General features: G+C 59.2%; 18 protein-coding genes and 1 pseudogene. 17 read left to right on the top strand and 2 right to left on the bottom strand.

All coding sequences use genetic code 11. The features are described 5' to 3' along the window. Position 1: 1 nt before the first annotated feature. From ACK2JC_RS00810 to ACK2JC_RS00785, 6 genes and pseudogenes are all read left to right on the top strand, one after another. Complete coding sequence (locus ACK2JC_RS00810; RefSeq protein WP_092360437.1) at positions 2–1,330, top strand: M18 family aminopeptidase; 1,329 nt, start codon at positions 2–4, stop codon at positions 1,328–1,330. 27 nt (positions 1,331–1,357) lie between these two features. Then, the gene (locus ACK2JC_RS00805; protein WP_320936463.1) at positions 1,358–2,155 is read left to right on the top strand and encodes a hypothetical protein; all 798 of its coding nucleotides are present in this window, start codon (positions 1,358–1,360) and stop codon (positions 2,153–2,155) included. A gap of 52 nt (positions 2,156–2,207) precedes the next feature. After that, positions 2,208–3,194 carry a DUF4846 domain-containing protein gene (locus ACK2JC_RS00800; RefSeq protein ID WP_320936462.1) on the top strand — a complete coding sequence of 329 codons (987 nt, stop codon included), beginning with the start codon at positions 2,208–2,210 and terminating at the stop codon, positions 3,192–3,194. 167 nt (positions 3,195–3,361) lie between these two features. Next, positions 3,362–4,051 (top strand): XRE family transcriptional regulator, encoded by a 690-nt coding sequence (locus ACK2JC_RS00795; protein WP_320936461.1) that lies wholly within the window; start codon positions 3,362–3,364, stop codon positions 4,049–4,051. Between the two features lie 55 nt (positions 4,052–4,106). Beyond that, a complete protein-coding gene (locus ACK2JC_RS00790; protein WP_320936460.1) occupies positions 4,107–4,847 on the top strand; it encodes a TIM44-like domain-containing protein in 741 nt (246 codons plus the stop codon). 88 nt (positions 4,848–4,935) lie between these two features. Continuing rightward, positions 4,936–6,051: pseudogene (locus ACK2JC_RS00785) on the top strand (alpha/beta fold hydrolase); the annotation flags it as partial. A gap of 7 nt (positions 6,052–6,058) precedes the next feature. Here ACK2JC_RS00785 and ACK2JC_RS00780 read toward each other — a convergent pair. Next, entirely contained in the window at positions 6,059–6,943 is an 885-nt protein-coding gene (locus ACK2JC_RS00780; protein WP_368270976.1) for an alpha/beta hydrolase family protein, read from the bottom strand. A 19-nt stretch (positions 6,944–6,962) separates the two neighbouring features. Further along, on the bottom strand, positions 6,963–8,234 hold the full coding sequence (locus ACK2JC_RS00775; protein WP_227169011.1) for a dicarboxylate/amino acid:cation symporter: 1,272 nt from the start codon (positions 8,232–8,234) through the stop codon (positions 6,963–6,965). A 242-nt stretch (positions 8,235–8,476) separates the two neighbouring features. On the opposite strand from ACK2JC_RS00775, the gene priA reads away from it, so the two are divergent. From priA to ACK2JC_RS00720, 11 genes are all read left to right on the top strand, one after another. Further along, positions 8,477–10,747: a primosomal protein N' gene (gene priA, locus ACK2JC_RS00770; protein WP_118756693.1), complete on the top strand. Its 2,271-nt coding sequence runs from the start codon at positions 8,477–8,479 to the stop codon at positions 10,745–10,747. A 19-nt stretch (positions 10,748–10,766) separates the two neighbouring features. Next, a complete protein-coding gene (def, locus tag ACK2JC_RS00765) occupies positions 10,767–11,258 on the top strand; it encodes a peptide deformylase (protein ID WP_092360444.1) in 492 nt (163 codons plus the stop codon). A 33-nt stretch (positions 11,259–11,291) separates the two neighbouring features. Then, on the top strand, positions 11,292–12,242 hold the full coding sequence (gene fmt / locus ACK2JC_RS00760) for a methionyl-tRNA formyltransferase (protein WP_320937006.1): 951 nt from the start codon (positions 11,292–11,294) through the stop codon (positions 12,240–12,242). Next, the gene (locus ACK2JC_RS00755) at positions 12,239–12,949 is read left to right on the top strand and encodes a zinc metallopeptidase (RefSeq protein WP_092360446.1); all 711 of its coding nucleotides are present in this window, start codon (positions 12,239–12,241) and stop codon (positions 12,947–12,949) included. The genes fmt and ACK2JC_RS00755 overlap by 4 nt, the downstream gene beginning before the upstream one ends. A gap of 71 nt (positions 12,950–13,020) precedes the next feature. Further along, positions 13,021–14,394 carry a 16S rRNA (cytosine(967)-C(5))-methyltransferase RsmB gene (gene rsmB / locus ACK2JC_RS00750; protein WP_276948014.1) on the top strand — a complete coding sequence of 458 codons (1,374 nt, stop codon included), beginning with the start codon at positions 13,021–13,023 and terminating at the stop codon, positions 14,392–14,394. A gap of 42 nt (positions 14,395–14,436) precedes the next feature. After that, positions 14,437–15,543 (top strand): 23S rRNA (adenine(2503)-C(2))-methyltransferase RlmN, encoded by a 1,107-nt coding sequence (gene rlmN, locus ACK2JC_RS00745; protein WP_320937005.1) that lies wholly within the window; start codon positions 14,437–14,439, stop codon positions 15,541–15,543. A gap of 2 nt (positions 15,544–15,545) precedes the next feature. Then, positions 15,546–16,289, top strand: a complete 744-nt coding sequence (locus ACK2JC_RS00740; RefSeq protein WP_092360449.1) for a Stp1/IreP family PP2C-type Ser/Thr phosphatase — start codon at positions 15,546–15,548, stop codon at positions 16,287–16,289. Further along, on the top strand, positions 16,286–18,472 hold the full coding sequence (pknB, locus tag ACK2JC_RS00735) for a Stk1 family PASTA domain-containing Ser/Thr kinase (protein WP_320937004.1): 2,187 nt from the start codon (positions 16,286–16,288) through the stop codon (positions 18,470–18,472). Before ACK2JC_RS00740 ends, pknB begins: the two co-directional genes overlap by 4 nt. A 7-nt stretch (positions 18,473–18,479) precedes the next feature. Continuing rightward, the gene (rsgA, locus tag ACK2JC_RS00730) at positions 18,480–19,358 is read left to right on the top strand and encodes a ribosome small subunit-dependent GTPase A (RefSeq protein WP_368270975.1); all 879 of its coding nucleotides are present in this window, start codon (positions 18,480–18,482) and stop codon (positions 19,356–19,358) included. 2 nt (positions 19,359–19,360) lie between these two features. Then, the gene (rpe, locus tag ACK2JC_RS00725; RefSeq protein WP_092360452.1) at positions 19,361–20,023 is read left to right on the top strand and encodes a ribulose-phosphate 3-epimerase; all 663 of its coding nucleotides are present in this window, start codon (positions 19,361–19,363) and stop codon (positions 20,021–20,023) included. Beyond that, entirely contained in the window at positions 20,020–20,670 is a 651-nt protein-coding gene (locus tag ACK2JC_RS00720) for a thiamine diphosphokinase (RefSeq protein WP_092360453.1), read from the top strand. Before rpe ends, ACK2JC_RS00720 begins: the two co-directional genes overlap by 4 nt. Positions 20,671–20,838 lie beyond the last annotated feature (168 nt).

The following is a 20,838-nucleotide window of genomic DNA, read 5'->3' as shown; positions in this document are numbered from 1 at the left end:
AATGGATGAGAGAGTAAACACGAGAGATATCACTGATAAGCTGCTGACATTCCTGGAGAACAGCCCCACCAGCTTCCACGCGGTGGAAAATATGGCGGCGCGCCTTCGCGGCGAGGGATTTGAGGAGTTAAAGGAGGCGGATTGCTGGAGCATAGAGGCCGGAGGGCGCTATTTTGTCACCCGCAACATGTCCTCGCTGATCGCATTCCGGGTGCCAGGAAAGGATTTTACCGGATTCCAGATCATTTCCAGCCACAGCGATTCCCCCACGTTCAAGATCAAGGAGAACCCGGAAATGAAGGTGGAAGGCCACTATGTGAAGCTGAACGTGGAGAAATACGGCGGTATGCTCTGCGCGCCCTGGTTCGACCGCCCTCTGTCCATCGCCGGGCGGCTGGTGGTGCGGACCGCGGACGGCCTTCAGACGAAGCTGGTGAACGTTGACCGCGACCTGGTGATGATCCCCAATCTGGCCATTCACATGAACCGGCAGGTCAACGACGGCTACGCCTACAACGCCCAGTCCGACATGCTGCCCCTGTACGGCGGCGAGGCCGCGGCGGGCACTCTGATGAAAACCATCGCGCAGAGCGCGGGCGTGGCGGAGGAAGACATTCTGGGCCATGACCTGTACCTGTACAACCGGATGAAGGGTTCGGTCTGGGGCGCCGGGGAGGAGTTCTTCTCCTGCGGCCGCATCGACGACCTTCAGTGCGCCTTCGGTTCCCTGGAAGGCTTCCTGGCGGGCGGCAATGCCCACAGCGTGTCCGTCCACGCGGTGCTGGACAACGAGGAGGTGGGCAGCACCACAAAGCAGGGCGCGGCCTCCACCTTCCTGTTGGATACATTAAAGCGGCTGAACACGGCGCTGGGCCGGACGGAGGAGCAGTACCTGACCGCCCTGGCCTCCAGCTTCATGGTCTCCGCGGACAACGCCCACGGCGTGCATCCAAACTACACGGACAAGGCGGACCCCACCAACCGGCCGTACTTAAACGGCGGTATCGTGATCAAGTTCAACGCCAACCAGAAGTACACCACGGACGCGGTATCGGCGGCTGTGTTCCGCTCCGTATGCGAGAAGGCGGACGTGCCGGTGCAGACCTTCACCAACCGCTCTGACATGGCCGGCGGCTCGACACTGGGAAATATTTCCAATACTCATGTGGCATTGAATACCGTGGATATCGGCCTGCCGGAGCTGGCCATGCACTCGCCCTATGAGACAGGGGGAGTTTTGGATACGGAGTATCTGATCCGGGCGGCGAAGGAGTTTTTCTCCACGGGCCTGAAGGCGGACGGGGACGGGAGCTACCGGTTCGTATCGTAGAGAGCCGGGAGCGGAGGAGGAATCGCGGTGAAGGTTCGTGTTTTGGACAAGGAGACGGGGCGTTACTTCAAATCCGAGGTCTACGCCCTGGTCAACACGGGATGGTATGAGCGCCGTTTGGTGCGGATGCCGGGTGAAAACGGCGGCAGCATGAGGTTTTTCGACTATCTGGACCGGGAAGCCCAGGGGCACCCGGTTCTGATCAACAAGATTGTGCCGGGGAGTTCTCCGGATTGGATATGGCGCAGGTCGGATGGGGTTTCGGTGCAGATGCCGGGCTTTGAGGGGAAACTGCCGGGAGAGACGAAATTTTTCGAGTACATAGGCGTCCCCTGGCTGTTTGAGCAGCGGGAGCTGCTGTGCCGCCTGCTGCGGGGAGAGTCCATACCCGTAGAAGGAAGCCCCTTTGAGGGCAGATGTTATACCAGCGACGAGCCGGGCTGGAATTATGTGGAAACTCCCGGGGATGCCGGGCGGTTGCTTGGGGAGTTCTGCGGGTTTCACGACAGCGTGCTGCGGGAGCTTTCCTATATCAGCGGCGCACACGCCAACGAGGACGGTTCCATGTGTCCGGTGGATGACGTCCGCCGGGTGACCATGGAGTTTGACTGCCAGTGGAGTCCGGGAGTGGAACTTGTATTCGAGGGAGTGACCGCCCTCAATCTGAGACCGGCAGAGGACAACTACATGTCGGATCTGTATGGGGTCAGCCTCCGCGTGGCGGATGCGCAGGTGTTTTTTGCCGACACGGAGGGAGTGGAGGAATTTCCGCCCGGGACGGGCACCTGGATTTCAGCCTACAGCCTGCGCTGGCGGGTCCGCTGATACGGCAGACTCAGGGCAGAGGCTTCGGGGCGAAATGGAAAGGAAGTGAGCAATGAGACGGAGTGTTTTTTTGATGCTTGTTATGTGCACAGCGCTGGCTGCGGCGGGCTGCGCGGGGGGAGAAAGCGGGGGAGAGCGTACAGCTTCCGGCAGCCCCTTGGAGCAGACCGTTCTCTCGACTGAGAACAGCCGCGAGGCGCGTCCCCTTATCACTGAGACGCAGGCGGAGGAGACCGGAGGTCCGGGACATGCCTGGGCCATCAACCCGGACGGGACCACGCTGGAGAGCCGTTTCCCGGCGCCGGAGGGATTTTCCAGAGTTCACCAGGAGGAAGGGAGCTTCGGGAGCTTTGTGCGGAATTTCTCCCTGCGGCCGGACGGCGAGCCGGTCCATCTCTACGATGGGCGCTTAAAGGGAAAACAGGAAGCGGCCGCGGCAGTGTTTGCCATGCCGGTTCTGGAGAGCGGGGATGTACAGCAGTGCGCGGACTCGGTAATGCGGATGTACGCGGAATATTTTTGGCACTCCGGACAGCCGGAAAAGATCGGGTTCCATTTTGTGAACGGCTTCTGGTTCGATTACCCCACCTACCGGGACGGCGGGAGAGTGAAGGTGAACGGAAATTCGGTGAGCTGGAGCCAGAGCGCCTCCTACGACGATTCCTATGAGGCATTTGAGCGCTATCTGTTTATCGCGTTTTCCTATTCCAGCACCCTGTCCATGTGGGAGGAATCCAGGCCCGCCGACATCGGGGACGTTCAGATCGGCGACGTGTTTCTGAGGGGCGGAAGCCCTGGCCATGTGGTGATGGTGGCGGACGTCTGCGAGGACGGACAGGGGCGCAAGGCGTTTCTGCTGGCCCAGAGCTACATGCCGGCCCAGCAGTTCCACGTGCTGAACAATCCGCTTCACCGGGAGGACCCCTGGTACTACGTGGACGAGGTCACCTATCCCTTTGCGACGCCGGAGTACCGCTTCGACGAGGGCAGCTTCCGGCGCATGAACTACCTGGACGGCGGCGGGACGGAAACGCGCTGACGGGCGGTATCAAATGGAGCCGCAATCCAACGGCCCGGCGCGTTTCCGGCCAAACAAAAGGAGAACGTACATATGCGAAGAAACGAACATGAACGCAGCTCTGGGCCGGCCGGCGGTGCTCGTCCTCAACGTGGAAGATCTTGCCGCCAAGGTGCGGGAGTAGGGCCATGGGAGTAAGGTTCAATGAAATCACAGTGTCCCCGGTCACCACACCCTATGGTTATGAGGAGCACTATCTCCTGGTGGACGGCATCTCCGTGGCAGAGTTGACGGACCGTTTTGTCCGGGAGGACGGGGACAACGATCTGAAACGGTTCCGCTCTCTAATGGGCCTCTGCCCGGCCTGGGGACCTGGGATGCAAAACCGGGGTGAGATCCGTTTTATCCATCATCTGCTGTGGCGGGAGGAGCCGGTCCATCTGCCGATTCTGGTCTGCGAGGACGATCTGGACCTGAGCTGTATTGTGATCGTGGCGGCGGTCCGAAAACAGGGCGGCACCGTTTTCTGGGACCGGATCGGATATGTGGATCACAGCGAGTGGGATCCCGGACAGGAAATGGCCTCGGGAATCCTGTGCCTGGAGGCGTACACGCAGGAGGACTGGGACCGGTACGGCGACAACAATGCCCTGGAGCAGGTGCGCAGCCGGGACTGGTGCGCCTGGATCTCAGAGCACTGGGACGAGGAGCTCTACCGGCGCAGGATGAACTACACCCTGCCTTATTTCCAGGATGAGCGGCATATCCGGTGGCTGAGAGATACGGGATACACCTTTGGACGCACGGTTTACGAAAACTGCATCCGACTTTATGAGGAGGAGCTGCGCCGGGCGGGTAAATTCCCGTTTTGCCCCTGATCGTTTCAGCAGCCGGAGATCAAGGGCGGCAAGCACAATCCGTAGGAGGTAATACATGGAACATTCGATCACCCTGGTCCTTGTGGCCCTTGGGGCCGTTTTCGGAATCTGGGGCTTCTGTTTTCTGCGCCGGAAAATCAGGGCCGTTCTCTACAGTGCCCGGGTTCTGGGAAAGGCTCTGGAACAGCAGGCGGATCGCCTGGAGGAGACGCCCAAGTCCGTCTCCGGCATGACCAAGGTATTTCTGCCCCAGATTCAGCGGGATTTTCCGGAATTTAACTGGAAGGAGTTCCAGCAGAAAACGGAAAATATGTTGAAGTCCGCGCTTCGGGCCATCGACGCGCGGGACGAGGCACTGCTGGTGGACGCCTCTGAGGAGCTGCATCGCCAGATTGCGCTTAGGGTGGCGGAGTTAAAGGAAAGCGGGCAGCGGGAGTATTTCCGGAATATCGCCATACACCAAACGGAGATCGCCCACTATCAGAAAGAGGGCGGCACCTGTGCGATTCTTGTGCAGTCCGCGGTTGGCTGCCTGCACTATACGGAGAACGCCGCCGGGGAGCTGGTGAGCGGAAGCCGGGAGCGCAAGGTCCAGACCAAATACAACACGGAGCTGGTGTACATACAGGATGCGGCCCTGCTGCAGGACGGAGCCACCGCGGTGGGAGTCACCTGCCCCAACTGCGGCGCTCCGGTGACCAGGCTCGGCAGCAAATTCTGCGAATACTGCGGCTCCGGGCTGCGGGAAATCAGCGTCCGGGTCTGGTCCATCAACAGGATTGCGGAGATTTTATAGCCCGCTTAAATGGCGCGTGTTTCCTGATTTCGGCAACAATGATTTGAATTTGCCGGTTGAGTCTGATATACTATAGTCAGCAAAACACATGGGGGGACTGTCGATGAAGCTTGATTCCCTTTATCTCGACCGGGACCGGACCGGACAGGGGGCGACTCTATTTTCAACGGCTGTCGCCGGACAGCAGGGGCGTATTTTGTGTACGATTTATACCGTTGGCGGACAAGGTATGCACCCGGTGTTGATTTTTACCCACGGTTACCCCGGACATGAAAAGAACCTGGATTTAGCCCAATCCCTCAGACGGATGGGCTTTCATTCTGTTGTATTTTTTTATCGGGGGAGCTGGGGCAGCGAAGGCCGGTTTTCCTTTAACGGCAGCATCAAGGACACGCAGGCCGTGCTGGACTTTGTGCTGACGGACACACAGCACGGATTTGATAAAAAAAATATTTTTTTCATCGGCCACAGCCTGGGCTGTATAACGGCGGCCCGCATGATTGCGCTTTATCCGGAGGTGAGGGGCGGTGTGTTTTTGGCGCCCTGCGATTTCGGGAAAATGTACCTGCTCGGGAAAGGCGGAAAAAGCTACAGCCAGAGCATCGCGTGTACCATTGAGGAGGGGATCCCCTATGTCAACGGTACGGACAGCCAGACGCTCATCCGGGAAATCAAGGAACATCTGGACACATTTTCCATAGAGCCCTACATTGAGGAATTGGCGAAGAAGCCGATTCTGTGGATCAGCAGCCCCGAGGACGAGGTAGTTTCCGAGCAGGCCGGCACCTTGTCCTTTATGCAGAAGCTGAAAAACTACCCCGGCCATCAGATTCAGTGGCACCGCGTGGCCTCGGACCATTATTTTTCCAACATACGCATGGAGATTTCCATGAAAATTGCCAATTTCCTGCTGGAAAATATCGAGCACAGCCGTTCGCGCTTTAATTACGCCACCTTTGAGGAGGAGTTAAACAATCTGATCCGGCGCAATCTGGCCGGCGTTACACTGGGGTATGTGGCAGAGTATTTTCAGGTAAGTGTTCCCTATGTCAGCGAATTGATCCGGCAGATTACCGGGAGGAGTTTTACCGATCTGGTGCTCAAACTCAGAATGGAGGAGGCGGGGAGGCTCTTAGAGGGCAGCGTCCTCCCCATATCGGATATCACCCGGTTTTCAGGCTACCAGGAGGCCTCCTATTTTATGAAGGTATTCAAGAAATACTATGGCTGCACGCCGACTCAGTACCGGAACCGCGTGCAGGAGGCCGGATCCCGGCCAATTCCTCAAGAAACTCCGTCACGCACGCAGAAACCGTCAGACGGTAATCCGAAAAAAAGTGATCCGTAGGGAATTCCAGGCTTTTAAGCAGTCTCCCCCCCTCTGCGCGGATTGCATCCATGAGGGGGCTGCAGTGATAGCGTCCGGGAGTGCAGGTATCCAGCGTTCCCGTGATACAGAGAAGCGGTTTCTTAGCCAGCGGCCGGGCTGCGCTTTCCAGGCAAAGCTGCCGGCTGTATTCTTCCGCCTCGCGTAAAAGCGCTTCCCCAGTGACTCCGTTCAGCCAGTGGGCGCTGTCCTCCAGCACATCCCGGATGCCCGCAGCCGTCTCTTCGCTTTGAAGGGAGATTTGGCGGATCCGCCCGATATCGCAGGGCATGAGCAGCACGCCTCCTTTGATTTCCGGCCTGGCGGTCAGCTGCCCGCAGACAAATCCGCCCAGGCTGTGTCCAACCGCGTAAATCCGGTTCTTGTCAAAACCATAGGTTCCGTCTGACAGGACAAAGTCCAGAACCGTTTGCGCATCCTCCAGATCATTTCTCAGGGAATAGTTCCCGTCGCTCCCCCAATTTCCGCTGTAATGAAAGGTTAGTACGTGAAAACCGACCCTGCGCAGGGCCTGGGCCAGGTCGAAATTCTGCTCGCAGCCAGGGATTCCGTGAAGAAGGATGACCGTTGGGTGAACGCCGTCCCCCTCTGCCGTGTAGAGTACCGAGAGGAGGCGGCCGCGCTTGCCGGGGATAATAATTCCGTACAGATCCGGCCGTTTCGCGCAGGCTCCATAATGTTTTTCCAATAATTGTATTCGATTGTCCATATTACGGCCCTCTTTCTGTCTAAGAGTGGGATTCCGCTTTGTCATTTTCGTGATTTAAGCCCTTTTTATACCAGTCCTTTCCGTACAATGCCCGGGTGACCAGCATGGAGGCCACGGTATCTCCGCAGGAATTGATCAACGTACACCCGGCATCGAACAGCTGGGTCATCATCATTAACACCGGCAGGGCGATGGATGGAAAACCAAAGGAAGAGATGATCATCGTCTCCATGGCCGCGCCTCCGCCGGGCACGGACGAAACCGCCACGGAACCGCACACCGCGATGACGAGCGCAAAGAAATAGTCGCCGATGCTGTTTAAGGGATGGCCAAACAGCGTGCAGCAGAGGACAATCTCATAAATGGTCGCGATGCAGGCGCCGTCCATATGGCAGGTGGCCCCCACGGGGACTACGACGGAGCTGACGTCCCTGGGCACTCCCAGTTTGTCGCAGGCGTCCATTTGCAGCGGCAGCGAGGCGGCGGAGGACCTTGTGCCCAAGGCGGTCAGCGCGGGCGTCAGGATATTTTTAAAGAAGTTTTTTACGCCCCAGGTGCCGGCGGCGATAAAGGCGTAAAGGCCGAGGAAAACGAAAAAGTAAAGTATGGCGGCCGGGTAATAAATCAGCAGTCCCCGCCCATAGCTCTTGAGAAGGTCGGGCCCATAGATGCCCGTCAGGTTGGCAAAGTAGGCCATCAGTCCGATGGGGGCCAGCTTCATTAACAGAGCCACCATTTTGTAAAATACCAGCGACATGTCGTTCAGCCAGCCGGCCACGGCGCGCCCCTTTTCCCCCAAGGTGGAAACCGTGATGCCAAAAAAGATTGTGAATACGATCAGCGCCAGGATATGGTTTCTGGAAATGACTTCCGAGAAATCCCCCACCGTGAACGTACTTACGATCTGATCGCCTACGCTGGCGGCCGCCGTCTCAATGGCGGTCTCGGCGTTCCCCATCTGTACGGAGGTGTCCACTCCGAAGATGCCGGTCACAATAAACATATAGATACCGGCCAGCCCGGCCGTCGCGATAAAGATGCCGATGGTTAACCCCAGCATCTTTCCAACCCGGCTTGTGTCCCCGATATTTGCGATGGAGCTGGAGATGGAAAAGAAAATCAGCGGAACCAGAAGAACGAACAGCATGTTCAGCCAAATCTGTCCGATCGGATACAAAAATACCGCTTTCTCCCTGAGCACCAGCCCGATGATCGCTCCCAAAATGACAAACGCAATCAGGATGATCGGTTCCCGGTAGGACGACTTGATTTTTGTGGTTTGTGCAGCCATAATAATTTCCTCCTTCATGTCACTTTTGTTTGTGGGTTCCTTTAAACTTACCTTCAGTATAGAAATTTGAAAATGCCTTTTCAATGAACGCATAGAGGATTGGCACTGTAATATTTTAAGGTTGCCAAAATCATACCGGAGCGGATCATTTGCATTTTCCGGCGATGTCATGTATAATCAAGGACGTGATAGAAACGTGTAACAAATCCGGCCATGCCGGAGCAGACGGACAGGTGACGCAAGTGGGGCAGAGATTTGCCAATATTATCATAGATATCTCCCATGAGAGTGTGGATCGGACCTTTCAGTACCGGGTGCCGGAGGCGCTTATGGGCAGGCTTCGGGCCGGTCAGCAGGTCTACATCCCCTTCGGGGCGGGCAATTCCCGCCGCAAAGGGTATGTGGTGGAGCTGACCGACCGGGCGGAATACGACGAGAGTAAATTGAAGGAGATAGCTGGGGTTGTGCCGGGGAGCGTTTCGGCGGGGTCCCAGCTTATTTGGCTTGCCTGGTGGATGAAGGAGCGCTACGGCTCCACCATGAACCAGGCGCTCAAAACCGTGCTCCCGGTGAAGCAGAAGGTGAAGGAGGCGCCCAGGCGCCAGATCCGCTGCCTGCTCGCCGGGGAGGAGCTGGACCGCGCCCTGGCGGAGGCGGAGCGCAAGCATTTCAAGGCCAGAATCCGGCTGCTGTCCGCCCTGAAGGAGGAGCCGGTGATCCCCTATGAGGCCGCCGTAAACCAGCTGAACCTGACGATGGCCGCCTTAAAGCCCATGGAGGAGGCCGGTGTGATCGCCGTGGAGGTAATCGCCCGCTACCGCAATCCCCTGGAGGAGATGCGGCGGCTGGCGGAGGGCACCCAGAATTTCAGCCCGGGACGGGTGGCCTTAAATCAGGGGCAGCAGCAGATTGTGGACGCCATCTCCGGCGAGTACGACCTGGGAGTGCGCGGCACCTACCTGATCCACGGCATCACCGGCAGCGGAAAGACCGAGGTCTATATGGAGTTAATCGCCCATGTGCTGGCTCAGGGGCGGCAGGTGATCGTGCTGATCCCGGAGATTTCCCTGACCTGGCAGACGGTGATGCGTTTTTACCGCCGGTTCGGGGACCGGGTTTCGGTGATGAACTCCAGATTATCCGCCGGGGAGCGCTATGACCAGTATGAGCGGGCCAGAACCGGGAATATTGATATTATGATCGGCCCCAGATCGGCGCTGTTTGCCCCCTTTGAGCGCCTGGGCCTCATTATCATCGACGAGGAGCACGAAAACGCCTACAAGAGCGAGCTGTCCCCGCGCTACCACGCCAGGGAGGTGGCGCTGGAACGGGCCGGGATGAACGGGGCCAGTCTGGTGCTGGGTTCGGCCACGCCCTCCTTGGAGTCCTACACCCGGGCTCTGAAAGGGGAATATAAACTTTTTACGTTAAAGCAGCGGGCCAAAGCGGACAGCGCCCTGGCCAGAGCGGAGATCGTGGACCTGCGCCGGGAGCTGCAGGAGGGCAACAAGTCCATTTTCAGCCGCAGGCTGCAGGAGCTGATGGAGGACCGGCTGCAGAAGGGGCAGCAGATCATGCTGTTTATCAACCGCCGGGGTTACGCCAATTTTGTGTCCTGCCGTTCCTGCGGGGAGGCCATGCGCTGTCCCCACTGCGACGTGACTTTGACCCTGCACCGCAACGGGCAGATGATGTGCCACTACTGCGGCTACACGGTTCCCCAGCCCAAGATCTGCCCTTCCTGCGGCTCGCCCTACATCGCCCCCTTCGGCACAGGCACCCAGAAGATCGAGGAGATGACGCGCCAGATGTTCCCGGCCGCCAGAGTGCTCAGGATGGACCTGGACACCACCTCCAAAAAGGGGGGACACCAGGAAATACTCTCCTCTTTTGCCCGAGGGGAGGCGGACATTCTGATCGGCACCCAGATGATCGTCAAGGGCCACGATTTCCCCAGGGTGACGCTGGTGGGCGCGCTGGCGGCGGACTTATCCCTGTACGCGCCGGACTACCGCTGCGGCGAGCAGACCTTCGCCCTTTTGACCCAGGCCGCGGGCCGCGCCGGGCGGGCGGGGGAGGAGGGGGTCATGGTGATCCAGACCTACCAGCCAGATCACTACGCGGTGGTCACGGCCTCCGGGCAGGACTACGGCGCGTTTTACGAGCAGGAGATGGCCTTCCGGCGGCTTTTGGGCTATCCGCCCGCCGTGGGGCTTTTGATCATCCAGCTCTCCTCGGCGGACGAGGCGCTTCTTGAATCAGGGGCAGAGCGGCTGGCCGGGCAGATTCGCGCCATGTGCGGGGAGGGCGTTTCCGGAGCGTTAGAGGTTCCGGTTCAGTTCATCGGACCGGTCAACGCCACGGTCTACAAAGTTAATGATATTTATAGAAAAATTTTATATATAAAGCACGAAAATTATGATATACTGATACAGATTAGGAAAAATTCCGAAGAATTTATAAAGGGTGCGGAGGAGCTTAAAAACATATCCGCCCAGTACGATTTAACATAAGCAAAAGGAGACTATGAGGATGGCAATTCGACAGATCAGAACCATTGGAGACGAAATTTTGAGAAAGCAGTGCAAGCCGGTGAAGGAGATGACGCCCCGGACGGCGGAGCTGATTGAGGATATGTTTGAGACCATGTACGAGGCCAACGGCGTGGGTCTTGCCGCCCCCCAGGTGGGCATCTTAAGACAGCTGGTGGTGATCGATGTGGACGACGGCAACCAGTACGTGCTGATCAATCCCGAGATTCTGGAGACCGAGGGGAGCCAGACCGGCTCCGAGGGCTGCTTAAGCGTGCCGGGCAAGTCCGGAACGGTGACCCGCCCCATGCATGTGAAGGTGAAGGCCTTAAACGAGAATCTGGAGCCCTACGAGCTGGAGGGCGACGGGCTTTTGGCCCGGGCCATCTGCCATGAGATCGCCCATCTGAGAGGGGAGCTCTACGTGGATATCGTGGAGGGCGAGCTGATGGACGTGGGCGCCGACGAAGAGGAGATTACGGAGGAAGCGTAAAGGACGGGACGTCAGGAAGGAAGGTGTATATCGATGCGGATTATATTTATGGGAACGCCGGATTTTTCCGTGCCCACGCTTAAATCCCTGGTGGAAGCCGGCCATGAGGTGGCCGCGGTGGTGACCCAGCCGGATAAGCCCAAAGGGCGCGGCAAGGCCGTGCAGATGACCCCGGTGAAGGAGCAGGCCCTGGAGTACGGGATCCCGGTGTACCAGCCGTTAAAGGTGCGGGATCCGGCCTTTGTTGAGACCGTGCGGCAGCTGGCCGCGGACGTGATCGTGGTGGTGGCCTTCGGCCAAATCATCCCCAAGTCCATCCTGGACATGCCGAAATACGGCTGCGTCAACATCCACGCCTCGCTTCTGCCTAAGTACCGCGGAGCGGCTCCCATCCAGTGGGCTGTGATCGACGGGGAGCGGGAGAGCGGCATCACCACCATGATGATGGCTGAGGGCCTGGACACCGGCGATATGCTGGAAAAGACCGTGGTTGTCCTGGATGAGAAGGAGACCGGCGGCAGCCTTCACGACAAGCTGAGCCTGGCGGGCGGGAAGCTGATCCTGTCCACTTTACAGAAACTGGAAGATGGCGCCATCACCCCCACGCCTCAGACCGGGGAGGGCACCTGTTATGCCAAACGCCTGACCAAGGAGCTGGGGGATGTGGACTGGAGCGCATCCGCAGTTTCCATCGAGCGGCTGATCCGGGGACTGAACCCCTGGCCCAGCGCCTACACCTCCTGGAACGGGAAGACCGTTAAGCTCTGGGCGGCGGACGTGCTGGAGGGCGGCGAAGCCGCGGCCCGTCCGGGACAGGTGGTAAAAAGCGATAAGCACAGCCTTCTGGTGCAGACAGGGGACGGCCTGCTGTCCGTCCGGGAACTGCAGATGGAGGGCAAGAAGCGCATGGACATCGAGTCCTTTCTGCGGGGCTACCCGGTCCCGGAGGGCGCTGTTTTTGAGAGGAGAATGACGAATTCATGATGTATCCGATGTTTTACTTTGACCCCAGCTACGTGCTGATCCTGATCGGCCTTCTGCTGTCCATGGCCGCCTCCGCCAAGGTGAATTCCACCTACGCCAGGTATGCCAGAGTGGGAGCCCGCTGCGGTATGACCGGAGCGGAGGCGGCCAAGCGGCTGTTAAACTCCCAGGGCATCTACGACGTAACTGTGCGCCGGGTGCCGGGAAAGCTGACCGACCACTACGACCCAAGGAACAAGACGGTGAACCTGTCGGAGTCGGTCTACGGCTCCACCTCCATCGCGGCCATCGGCGTGGCGGCCCACGAGTGCGGCCATGCCATGCAGGACGCGGGCGGTTACGTTCCCCTGCGGGTCCGCGGCGCGCTGGTGCCGGTAGCGAATTTCGGAGCCCAGATTTCCTGGCCCCTGATTCTGATCGGCATTTTGTTTTCCAGCGGTTCCAGCTCCATGCTGATCACCCTGGGAATCCTGATGTTCTCGCTGTCCGTGCTGTTTCAGCTGGTGACCCTGCCGGTGGAGTTCAACGCCTCCAGCCGCGCGGTAAACCTTCTGGACCGCACCGGAATCCTTGCGGGCCAGGAGGTGGGCCAGACCAGGCAGGTGCTGAGCGCGGCTGCGCTGACCTATGTGGCGGCAGCGGCGGCTTCCATTTTACAGCTGCTCCGGCTGCTGTACCTGTTCGGAGGCAACCGGCGCAGGGATTAACAGCGGTTCGTACCGCATATTGTGCGGGAACCTGCGATAAGGGCCACAGAGAAAAAGGGAGAGGTTAAAGTATGGCAAAGCGTACGGACAGAGGTCTGGAAAACCGGGAGATTGTCCTGGATATTTTGATGGAGGTGCTGGAGCGCGGCAGCTTTGTGCACGTGGTGTTAAACCAGGCACTGGATAAGTATCAGTATCTGGATAAGGCTGACCGCGCCTTCATCACCCGCCTGACCGAGGGCACGCTGGAGTATCTGATCCAGATCGATGCGATTATAAATCAATATTCAAAGACCAAGACGCAGAAGATGAAGCCGGTGATCCGCAATCTTCTGCGGCTTAGCGTTTATCAGATCCTGCACATGGACCGGGTTCCGGACTCGGCGGTGTGCAACGAGGCGGTAAAGCTGGCGGCGAAGCGGCGGTTTGAGGGCCTTAAGGGCTTTGTGAACGGCGTGCTCAGGACCATCGCCAGGGAGAAGGGGACCATCGCCTTTTCCGAGCCCTGGCTTAAGCTCTCCCTTCCGCAGTGGATGTACGAAATGTGGGAGCGGCAGTACGGGGCCGAAACGGCTCAGGCTATGGGAAGCGCGTTCTTAAAAGACAAAAAGACCACGGTGCGCTGCAATCTGCAGGCTCTGAGCCGGGAGCTTCCGGGAATTTCCGCGGAGGAAGCCTGGGAGCGGACGGCTGAGAGCCTGCGGGAGCAGGGGGCGGAGGCGTCTCCACTGGGGGACGGCCTGTTCGATCTGTCCGGTTACGACCGGCTGGAGGAGCTGTCCGCCTTTGCCAGGGGCTGGATTCAGGTACAGGACGCCTCCTCCGCCATGGTGGGCCGGCTGGCGGCCCCCAAGCGGGGCGATTACGTCATCGACGTCTGCGCGGCCCCGGGCGGCAAGAGCTTACATATTGCGGACCTGCTGGACGGTACGGGCATGGTGGAGGCCAGGGATCTGACCTTCCAGAAGGCGGAGCTGATCGAGGAGAATATCCGCCGCTGCGGGTTTGAGAATATCCGCGCGGTGGTGATGGACGCCCTCTGGGAGGACGAAGATTCCGTGGAAAAGGCGGACATCCTGATCGCGGACCTTCCCTGCTCTGGCCTGGGAATTCTTGGGAAAAAACCGGACATCAAACAGAATATGACCCCGGAGAAGATGAAGGAGCTGGCGGACCTCCAGCGCCAGATTCTGTCCGTCGTGTGGCGCTATGTGAAGCCCGGCGGGCGGCTCATCTACAGCACCTGCACCGTGGATTCCATGGAGAACGAGGAGAACGCCCGGTGGTTTGCCGGGAACTTCCCCTTTGAGCCGGTGGATCTGCGCCCGGCCCTGGAGCCGCGTTTTCCGGCGGAATCCCTGAAGGACGGCTGGATTCAGTTCCTCCCGGGAATTCATCCCATGGACGGATTTTTCATTTCAGTATTTACCCGCAAAAACGGTTAAACAGGACAAGGGACGCGGGACAGAAGCGTATTAGGAGTGTATATGTTGGATTTAAAGGACCATAACGGTAAAATAGATATCAAGTCCATGACGCCGGAGGAGCTGGAGGCGTTTTTAAAGGAGCTGGGCGAGAAGCCTTTCCGGGCCAAACAGATTTACGACTGGCTCCACGTCAAGCTGGCGGAGCGGTTTGAGGAGATGACCAGCATCTCAAAAGAGCTGCAGAGAAAGCTGGATGAAGCCTGCTCCCTCACCTGCCTGCGGGTGGTGGACGAGAAGGTTTCAAATATAGACGGCACCAGAAAGTATCTCTTCGCCCTGGCGGACGGCAACATCATCGAGAGCGTGTGGATGCAGTACCACCACGGGAATTCCGTGTGCATCTCCTCCCAGGCGGGCTGCCGCATGGGCTGCCGTTTCTGCGCCTCCACCCTGGACGGGCTGGCGAGGAACCTGCGGCCGTCGGAGATGCTGGACCAGATCTACCGGATTCAGCGGATCACCGGAGAACGGGTGTCAAACGTGGTGGTGATGGGGTCCGGCGAACCTATGGACAACTACGACAACCTGGTGCGGTTTATCCGCCTGATCTCCCACGAGAAAGGGCTCAATATCAGCCAGCGCAACCTCACGGTCTCCACCTGCGGCCTGGTGCCGGAGATCCGCCGGCTGGCGGAGGAAGGGTTTCAGATCACCCTGGCCCTGTCCCTCCACGCGCCGGACGACGATGTGCGAAAGACCCTGATGCCCATCGCCAACCGCTATTGTCTGAAGGATGTGCTGGCGGCCTGCCGGTATTACTACCAGCAGACGGGACGCCGGCTGACCTTTGAGTACAGCCTGGTCCACGGGGTCAACGACAACCTGAGGGAGGCGGCCGCGCTGTCGAAGCTGATCCGCCATGAACACGGCCACGTGAATCTGATCCCGGTGAATCCCATCAAGGAGCGGGATTTCGTGCAGTCGGGCCAGAAGGAGATTCAGGATTTTAAAAATCTGCTTGAAAAAAACGGTATAAATGTTACCATTAGAAGAGAGATGGGCCGCGACATAGGCGGCGCCTGCGGCCAGCTGCGCAAGGGTTTCCTGGATGAGGAGAAGGCGCAGGGCGGCGGGCAGGATGAAATAACGGAAAGGAGCGGGGAATAACCATGGAAAGCTACGCATTGACCGACGTGGGAAGGGTCCGCGCCATGAATCAGGATTACATTTACGCCTCCCCGGAACCGGTGGGCACTCTGCCCAACCTCTTTTTGGTCGCGGACGGCATGGGCGGCCACCGGGCGGGGGACTACGCTTCCCGCTACATGGTGGAGAACCTGGTGATCTATCTGAACAAACACAGGGGAACCGGCGTGGTGGGCCAGCTGAAAAACGCTATCGACCAGGTGAACCGCGGCCTTTACAAGGAGTCCTTAAGCCAGGAGGAGTTTTACGGCATGGGCTGCACCCTGGTGGCCGGGGTGGTGGAGGACAACATTCTCTACGTGGCGAACGTGGGGGACAGCCGCCTGTACCTGATCCACGGCAGCCTGATCCATCAGGTGACCCGGGACCACTCCTATGTGGAGGAGATGGTGGCCATGGGCCAGATGGAGCGGGACAGCAGCGCCTACAACCGGCAGAAGAACATCATCACCCGGGCCATGGGCATCAGCGAGACCGTGGACACGGATTTCTTTGAGGTGGACCTGGAGCCGGGGGATTACTTCTTACTCTGCTCCGACGGCCTGACCAACATGGTGGAGGACCGGGACATCTGCCGCATCGTTTCCGGGCCGGGCACCATGAGGGAGAAGGCCTCCGCCCTGATCGCCGAGGCCAACCGCCGCGGCGGGAATGACAACATTGCGGTGGTGCTGGTGAAGCCCCTGGAAAGCGGGGTGACCACATGAGCTTAAGCATTGGAACATTTTTGCAGGACCGTTACGAGATTCTGGACCGCATCGGGTCCGGGGGTATGTCCGACGTATATAAGGCCCAGTGCCACACCTTAAACCGCCTGGTGGCCATCAAGGTGCTGAAGGAGGAGTTCACCTCCGACGACACCTTTGTGAAGAAGTTCAAGATGGAGGCCCAGGCAGCGGCCCGCCTGTCCAACCCCAACATTGTCAACGTCTACGACGTTGTGGACGAGGGGGAGCTGCACTATATTGTGATGGAGCTGGTGGACGGGATCACCCTCAAGCAGTACATTGAGAAAAAGGGCAGAATGGAGACCAAGGAAGCCATCGGCGTGGCGCTCCAGGTGGCCAAGGGCATCGCGGCCGCCCATGAGAACCACATCATCCATCGGGATATCAAACCCCAGAACATCATCATCAGCCGGGACGGCAAGGTGAAGGTGGCGGACTTTGGCATCGCCCGGGCGGTCTCCGCCCAGACGGCAGGGGCGCTGGCGGTGGGCTCGGTCCACTATATCGCGCCGGAGCAGGCCAAGGGTCTGGCCTGCGACGCGCGCAGCGACATCTATTCCTTCGGAATCACCATGTACGAGATGGTCACCGGCCAGGTTCCCTTCCAGGGCGACACCTCCGTGGCCGTGGCTATGGCGCACATTCAGGAACCGGTGACTCCGCCGGGAGAGCTGAACCCGGAGACGGGCCGGGCCATGGAGCAGATCATTCTGAAATGCATCCAGAAGGAGCCGGGCCGCCGGTATTCCAGTGTGGCGGAGGTGATCTCGGACCTGCACAAGGCTATTTTAAACCCGGACAGCGACCTTGTGCCCGCCGCAGACGGGCCGGTGGACGAGATGGGTCAGACCAAGACCATGAGCCCTGAGGAGATGGCAAAAATCCAGGAGGGCAGCCGCCAGATCAGTAAGAAGGCGGATTCCCAGGAGGAACCGGCCGGACAGGCGGGAGAGGGTGAGAAGCGGGAGCCTCACCGCAGAAGCCGCCCTGTAAAAGGGCACCGCAAGCCCTCGGAGGCGGATAAAAAGAGCAGAAATGACGATGTCAGCCGCCAGTTTGAGCGCATCGTGACCATATTCGGCATCGTGGCCGCCATCATCATTGTGGCGGTGGTGGTGTTCGTGTTTTCAAGGCTGGGCGGACTGTTCAACCTGGGCAGCGGCGTCCGGCCCACCAAGGAGTCCGTGGTCACGGAGGGACCGGCTCCGGAGGTGACCATCACCAACGACCAGGTCTACGTGCCCAGCGTGCTTGGCATGCCCCAGGACATGGCGGAGGCCAGGCTGAAGGAAGAGTCCCTGGTGATGCGGGTAACCGGTTCCGAGTATTCGGACAATTACGACCCGGGCCAGGTGATGGCCCAGGAGTTTGACTCCGGCAGCGTGGTCAAAAAGTGGGCCACCGTGGGCGTCACCATCAGCAAGGGCAGCGACCGGGTGGACTTAGCCGCGCTGAACCTGACCAGTCTGACCGGCGCCGCGGCGAAAACGCTGTTGGAGGAGAAGGGCCTGACCGCTGAGCTGAAACCGGAATACAACGACGCCGTGCCCAAAGACACGGTGATCCGCTACCAGCCGGAGGAGGCCAAGGTGGGCGACAGCGTGGAGCTGTTTGTCAGCCAGGGCCCAAAAACCGTGGAGGGCCAGGTGCCCCATCTGGTGGGGCAGCCCCAGGAGGCGGCTCTCGCTATGCTGGCCGCGGTGGGATTGCAGCCGGGCGAGGTTACCACCGAACCCAGCGATACGGTTCCGCCCGGGGTGGTGATCACCCAGTCCGAGATGGACGGCACGATTCTGCCAAAGGGCTCCCCGGTCAATTTTGTGGTGAGCAGCGGCGCAGTAGGGGAGTCTGTGGAGGAGAACGGAGGGAAATACTACCTCAGCTCCATCGACACCACCTGCAACCTGAGCAATTACATCGGCCCGGCGTCCCAGACCAGCAGCTTAAGAGTTGCGGTCCGCTTAAAGCAGCGCGTCAACAATGAGGACAAATACGAGACACTGATCGAGGCCCGCACCATTGCGGGCAGCCAGACCATTCCCGTTTCCATCTCCAGAATCAAGGGATACTGGGGCGTGGACACCGGCGAGGTGGAGGTGGTGGACGTGACGAACAACACTGTGATCCAGTCCTACCCCGTATCGTTTTTCCCAGTGGAGTAGTTCGCATATGACCGGAAAGATTATCAAAGGAATTGCAGGATTTTACTATGTGCACGACGGAAAGAGCCGGCTGTATGAGTGCAAGGCCAAGGGCGTTTTCCGCAACAAAAAAATAAAGCCCCTGGTTGGGGACGACGTGGAGTTCTCCGTGCTGGACGAGGAGGAGCTCACCGGCAACATCGACCGCATTCTGCCGCGGAAAAACGCTCTGGTGCGCCCCGCGGCGGCCAATGTGGACCAGGCTATGGTGGTGTTTTCCATCACCCATCCGGCGCCCAATTTAAACCTTCTGGACCGCTTCCTGGTAATGATGGAGCGCCAGCAGGTGCCGGTGGTGATCTGTTTTAACAAGGTGGATCTGTGCGAAGGGGATCTGATGGAGCAGTACGGTCAGATTTACCGCCAGGCGGGCTACGAGGTGGAATTTATCAGCACCGTCGACAAGCGGGGTCTGGACCGGGTCCGGGAGTGGCTGCAGGGCAAAACCACGGTTCTGGCCGGGCCCTCCGGGGTGGGGAAATCCTCCCTGACCAACGAGCTGCACCCGGATGCCGCCATGGAGACCGGGGATATCAGCCGCAAGATCGAGCGGGGCAAACACACCACCCGCCACTCCCAGCTGTTTCACATCGGGGAGGACACCTTCATGATGGACACCCCGGGGTTCAGCTCCATGTATGTGGAGGATCTGGAGGCCGGGGAGCTCAAGGAATATTTCCCGGAATTCGCCGCCTTCGAGGAGGGCTGTAAGTTCCTGGGCTGCGTCCACGTGGGCGAGAAGGTCTGCGGTGTGAAGGAAGCCTTAAGCCAGGGAAAGCTGGCCAGGAGCCGCTACGACAATTACCTCCTGATGTACCAGGAGCTGAAAAATAAAAGGAGATACTAGACATGTACATTTTAGCGCCGTCTGTGCTGGCCGCAGACTTTGGAAAACTTGCAGAGGATACCGCGAAAGCCCGGGAGGGCGGTGCGTCTTACCTTCATCTGGACGTGATGGACGGGGCCTTTGTCCCCAGCATTTCTTTCGGGATGCCGGTGATCGCCTCCCTGAGGGGCTACACGGACCTGGTGTTTGACGTTCATATGATGGTGGAGGATCCGGGCCGCTATGTGGAGAGCATCCGGGCAGCCGGGGCGGACATCATCACGGTTCACCAGGAAGCCTGCACCCATCTGGACCGCGTGATCGGCCAGATCAAGGCCTCGGGGGCCAAAGCGGGAGTCGCCTTAAACCCGGCCACGCCGGTGAGCACACTGGAGTGCGTGCTGGACCAGGTGGACATGGTGTTAGTGATGTCGGTGAACCCGGGCTTCGGCGGACAGAAGTTTATCCCCTACACGCTGGACAAGGTCCGCGCGCTGCGCCAATACTTTGACCGCAAGGGCTTATCCACGGATATCCAGGTGGACGGCGGCGTCAACCGCGACACCATCCGCCCGCTCATCGAGGCGGGAGCCAACGTGCTGGTGGCGGGTTCCGCTGTGTTCGGCGGCGACGTGAAGGCCAATGTGGAGACATTTATGAATATTTTTAAGGAATATGAGAGATGAGACGATGTCTGATTATCACCGGCGGAACCATTGACCTGGATTTCGCCGGGTCTTTTTTAGAAAATGAACGGTTTGACAAGGTGATCGCCGTGGACGCCGGTCTGGAGCGGGCCGCGGCCCTTGGGCTGGTGCCCGATCTGATCGTCGGGGACTTTGACACTGTAAAGCCGGAGATTCTGGAGCGATACCGGCGCATGGAACACATTGTGTGGGACGTGCATCAGCCGGAGAAGGACGAGACGGACACGGAGCTGGCCCTGCAAAAGGCCCAGGCCATCGGCAGCGGCGAGATCGCCGTGCTGGGGGCCACCGGGGGGCGGATCGACCACATGCTGGGCAATATCCACCTGCTGTTTCCATGCCTTCAGAAGGGCATCCACGCCTGGCTCGCCGATCCCCAGAACCGGATTTATCTGATCGACGGGGAGCACGAGTTCAAGCGCAGCGCCCTGTGGGGCAAATACATTTCCTTTTTACCCCTGACGGAGCAGGTGAACGGGATCACCCTGGAGGGCTTCAAGTACCCGCTGTTTGAGAAGGATATCGAGATCGGAACCAGCCTGTGTATCAGCAACGAGCTGACCGGGGAGACCGGGCGGATCACATTCACGGACGGGGTGCTGATCTGCGTGGAGTCCCACGACTGAGACCGGCGGTGGAAATAGCGGGTCCGGCCCGGCGGCAGAAGCGGAGGCGTCAAGGGGTCGCGCAGAAACAGGCGGTCCCAGCCCGGCGGCAGAAACCGGGGCGTCAGAGCCTCGCGCAGAAACAGGCGGCCCCGCCCGGCGGCAGGTTCTTACCCTGCTGCTGGACTG

Origin of the sequence: Enterocloster lavalensis (assembly GCF_046603895.1) — a bacterium.
Lineage (GTDB): Bacteria > Bacillota > Clostridia > Lachnospirales > Lachnospiraceae > Enterocloster > Enterocloster lavalensis.
The sequence above is the reverse complement of the archived record's forward strand: the minus strand, read 5'-3'. Positions and strand labels throughout refer to the sequence as shown.

What these genes read in the sequence shown, in the direction of transcription:
- rpe (WP_092360452.1), top strand. Translation starts at nt 19,361, where the DNA reads ATGTACATTTTAGCGCCGTCTGTGCTGGCCGCAGACTTTGGAAAACTT.
- ACK2JC_RS00740 (WP_092360449.1), top strand. Translation starts at nt 15,546, where the DNA reads ATGGAAAGCTACGCATTGACCGACGTGGGAAGGGTCCGCGCCATGAAT.
- rsgA (WP_368270975.1), top strand. Translation starts at nt 18,480, where the DNA reads ATGACCGGAAAGATTATCAAAGGAATTGCAGGATTTTACTATGTGCAC.
- def (WP_092360444.1), top strand. Translation starts at nt 10,767, where the DNA reads ATGGCAATTCGACAGATCAGAACCATTGGAGACGAAATTTTGAGAAAG.
- pknB (WP_320937004.1), top strand. Translation starts at nt 16,286, where the DNA reads ATGAGCTTAAGCATTGGAACATTTTTGCAGGACCGTTACGAGATTCTG.
- ACK2JC_RS00800 (WP_320936462.1), top strand. Translation starts at nt 2,208, where the DNA reads ATGAGACGGAGTGTTTTTTTGATGCTTGTTATGTGCACAGCGCTGGCT.
- rlmN (WP_320937005.1), top strand. Translation starts at nt 14,437, where the DNA reads ATGTTGGATTTAAAGGACCATAACGGTAAAATAGATATCAAGTCCATG.
- ACK2JC_RS00755 (WP_092360446.1), top strand. Translation starts at nt 12,239, where the DNA reads ATGATGTATCCGATGTTTTACTTTGACCCCAGCTACGTGCTGATCCTG.
- fmt (WP_320937006.1), top strand. Translation starts at nt 11,292, where the DNA reads ATGCGGATTATATTTATGGGAACGCCGGATTTTTCCGTGCCCACGCTT.
- ACK2JC_RS00790 (WP_320936460.1), top strand. Translation starts at nt 4,107, where the DNA reads ATGGAACATTCGATCACCCTGGTCCTTGTGGCCCTTGGGGCCGTTTTC.
- ACK2JC_RS00780 (WP_368270976.1), bottom strand. Translation starts at nt 6,943, where the DNA reads ATGGACAATCGAATACAATTATTGGAAAAACATTATGGAGCCTGCGCG.
- ACK2JC_RS00810 (WP_092360437.1), top strand. Translation starts at nt 2, where the DNA reads ATGGATGAGAGAGTAAACACGAGAGATATCACTGATAAGCTGCTGACA.
- ACK2JC_RS00795 (WP_320936461.1), top strand. Translation starts at nt 3,362, where the DNA reads ATGGGAGTAAGGTTCAATGAAATCACAGTGTCCCCGGTCACCACACCC.
- rsmB (WP_276948014.1), top strand. Translation starts at nt 13,021, where the DNA reads ATGGCAAAGCGTACGGACAGAGGTCTGGAAAACCGGGAGATTGTCCTG.
- ACK2JC_RS00720 (WP_092360453.1), top strand. Translation starts at nt 20,020, where the DNA reads ATGAGACGATGTCTGATTATCACCGGCGGAACCATTGACCTGGATTTC.
- ACK2JC_RS00775 (WP_227169011.1), bottom strand. Translation starts at nt 8,234, where the DNA reads ATGGCTGCACAAACCACAAAAATCAAGTCGTCCTACCGGGAACCGATC.